The organism is Streptococcus moroccensis, from assembly GCF_030812835.1.
GTDB lineage: Bacteria > Bacillota > Bacilli > Lactobacillales > Streptococcaceae > Streptococcus > Streptococcus moroccensis.
This window is the reverse complement of the sequence record NZ_JAUSTM010000051.1, coordinates 1-3,079: the sequence shown is the minus strand read 5'-3', so window position 1 is coordinate 3,079 and position 3,079 is coordinate 1. Positions and strand designations below refer to the sequence as shown.

The 3,079-nt window shown below is 41.9% G+C and carries 2 protein-coding genes and 1 pseudogene; all 3 read left to right on the top strand.

All coding sequences use genetic code 11. The annotated features are described in order from the left end of the window. Positions 1–288 (top strand): annotated as a pseudogene (locus J2S23_RS11215) (hypothetical protein); the annotation flags it as partial. Positions 289–415: 127 nt separating this feature from the next. Next, complete coding sequence (locus J2S23_RS11210) at positions 416–592, top strand: hypothetical protein (protein ID WP_307122785.1); 177 nt, start codon at positions 416–418, stop codon at positions 590–592. Then, a partial coding sequence (locus J2S23_RS11205; RefSeq protein WP_307122784.1) for a GbpC/Spa domain-containing protein occupies positions 589–3,079 on the top strand: 2,491 nt, incomplete at its 3' end. The genes J2S23_RS11210 and J2S23_RS11205, both read left to right, overlap by 4 nt.

Sequence of the window (3,079 nt, the reverse complement as noted above, 5' to 3'; positions counted from 1 at the left end):
GCTTCAACTAGACCTCGTGATCGCTATGACCTCTACACATTGTATCACCTTCGAAAAGATGAGATTGATATCCCAATATTGAAAACTGCTCTAAATAATACTGCTAAAAAAAGAGAAAGCTTAGATGTTTTGATAAATTGGGAAAGTCAATTAGAGGTAATCCGTAGCTCTGACTATCAGAATCAGCTTTGGTCTCGCTATCAAAAATCATTTAGGTATGCCAGTGAAATTAGTTTTGAGGAGTCGGTAGAAGTGGTGGCAATTATTTTAAATCAATTAGGGGGTTAGTAGTGTATGCTGACAGGAACTTTGCAGATGATGGGTTATGAATTTTTCTTTACGTTCGCTGAAGAAAGATTATAAATGAAGTATTTCACCATAATTTGGCATTATAGAGTGGTTCTGGGAGGGTCTGATGCGTCAGTCCTCTCCTTTTTTATTGGGATTTTCAGAAGTTACCGGTAGTGCTACTGATAGCTTTTTTTCTTTGTCCTTCTTTGATGTGATACCAAAATCAAGTCGTCTTTTTTATGATGGGGAGAGAGTGACAGATTGTTACTACTTATCAAAAGAAAAGAAGGACTTTTTATGACCAAACAATGTCATCATCACTTTTTAGTCAATCAGGAAAAAGCAGAAAAACATGTCTTCCGTAAAAGTAAGAAGTACCGTACGCTCTGTTCGGTAGCTCTTGGAACTATGGTGACGGCTGTTGTCGCTTGGGGTGGCCAAGTAGCACAAGCTGACGAAGTGGTAACACCCTCGCAAGATAAAGCCGTTCAGTTGACAGATAATCCTGCGACCAACTTACCAGAAGCTCAGCCAACTCCAGTTGTTGAACAGAAGGATAGTCTTGCCTCAACTGGTCAATCAGATGGGGCTATCACGGTTACGGTTCCTCATGATGTTGTGACACAGGCTGTCAATCAAGCAACTGCTGAAGGAGTTACTACTGTTCAAGACCAACCTATGGACTTGGGAAATACAACTTCTGCGAGTGAGACCAGTAAGCAATTGGATAAGGCGGAAGCGGATGCTGCTAAGCAGGCTGAAGCCATCACTCAGGTGACCAATACCTATAAAGCAGATAAAGCCACCTATGAACAAGATAAAACTCGTGTTGAACAAGGGAATGCTGCGTTGGCTGCTAGTCATAAAGACGCCACTCAAGCAGGAAAAGCCTTGAACCAGTCAGTGGATAGCACAGTTTCAAAAATCAAAGGCCAAAATCAGTCGGCTAATGTGACCGTTACAACTCAAACCGTAACATCAGGAGATGGCTCAACTGTTTCAGGCTATCAGGATTATACCTCTGCGGTAGCTGCTATTGATAAGCAAAATAAGGACAATCTAGCTGAATATAAATCGAAGAAAAAAGATGCAGATGCCATTGTCGCAAAGAACTTAGTGACTCAAAAGGAAAATGAAGCGGGTCTTGCTAAGGCAAAGGCTGATAATGAAGCAATTGATAAACGTAATCAAGCCGGACAAAAAGTAGTGGATGATGAAAATAAGACTGGTCAAGCTGCTGTGGATGCCTACAATAAAGAACAACAGAAATTAGTCACAGACCGTGAAGCTGAGATTGCTGCTATCACGAAACGCAATAAGGAAAAAGAAGAAGCCGCCAAGAAAGAAAATGAAGCGATTGATACCTACAACGCCAAAGAAATGGATCGCTATAAACGTGATTTAGCTGAGATTTCAAAAGGTGAGGAAGGCTACATCTCACAAGCTCTTGCTCAGGCTTTAAATTTGAATAATGGAGAACCACAAGCACGCCATTCAGCTGATACAAGAAACCCAAATCGTATCGTTGCAAAAGGTGACGCTATGCTTGGTGGGTATTCTAAAATCCTAGATTCTACTGGTTTCTTTGTCTATGATACTTTCAAAACGGGAGAAACCCTTTCCTTTACCTATCAAAATCTTCAAAATGCTCGCTTTGATGGTAAGAAAATCACAAAAGTAGCCTATGACATTACGAACCTTGTTTCTCCAACTGGAACTAATGCCGTGCAGTTAGTCGTGCCAAATGACCCAACAGAAGGCTTTATCGCTTACCGTAATGATGGGACAGGCAATTGGCGAACAGACAAGATGGAGTTTCGTGTCAAGGCCAAGTATTTCTTAGAAGATGGCTCACAAGTCAGCTTCACCAAGGAAAAACCAGGTGTCTTTACTCATTCCTCACTCAACCACAATGACATCGGTTTAGAGTATGTAAAAGACACATCAGGTAAGTTTGTTCCTATCAATGGCTCAACCATTCAAGTGACTAACGAAGGTTTGGCTCGTTCACTTGGGTCAAACCGTGCCAGTGATTTAAATCTTCCTGAAGAATGGGATACGTCATATAGTAAGTATGCCTATAAGGGAGCGATTGTCTCAACGGTTACATCAGGCAACACCTATACGGTGACCTTTGGTCAAGGGGATATGCCCCAAAATGTTGGTCTCTCTTATTGGTTTGCCTTAAATACCCTTCCAGTTGCACGGACGGTTAAACCTTATAGTCCAAAACCACATGTGACACCAAAGTTAGAGCCAGTTCCAGAACCCGTTAAGGTTGTGCCAAAAACCTTTACCCCAAAAACCTTTACGCCAGAGCCACCTGTGAGCTTTAAGGAAAAAACATTAGAGAAAGTTACTCAGCCTAGCCTAACACTTACCAAGGTCACCTTGCCTAAAGAATCTACGCCAGAACCGTTACCAAAAGCACCACAAGTGCCAACGGTTCATTATCACGACTATCGTCTGACAACGACTCCTGAAATTGTTAAGGAAGTTATCAATACCGACCAAGTGAACCTTCATGACAAAACGGTCGCAAAAGATTCAACGGTCATTTACCCTTTAACCGTAGACGCTTTTTCTCCAAATCGAGCCAAAACCACAAGCCTCACCTTTGAAGATTACCTTCCAGCAGGCTATGCTTTTGACAAGGAAAAAACGCAGTCAGAAAATGGAAATTATACCCTTACCTTTGATGCTGCTAAGAACTTTGTGACCTTGACCGCCAAGGAAGCCTTGCTTCAAGAGGTCAACCAAGACCTTACCAAATCTTATCAACTGGCGG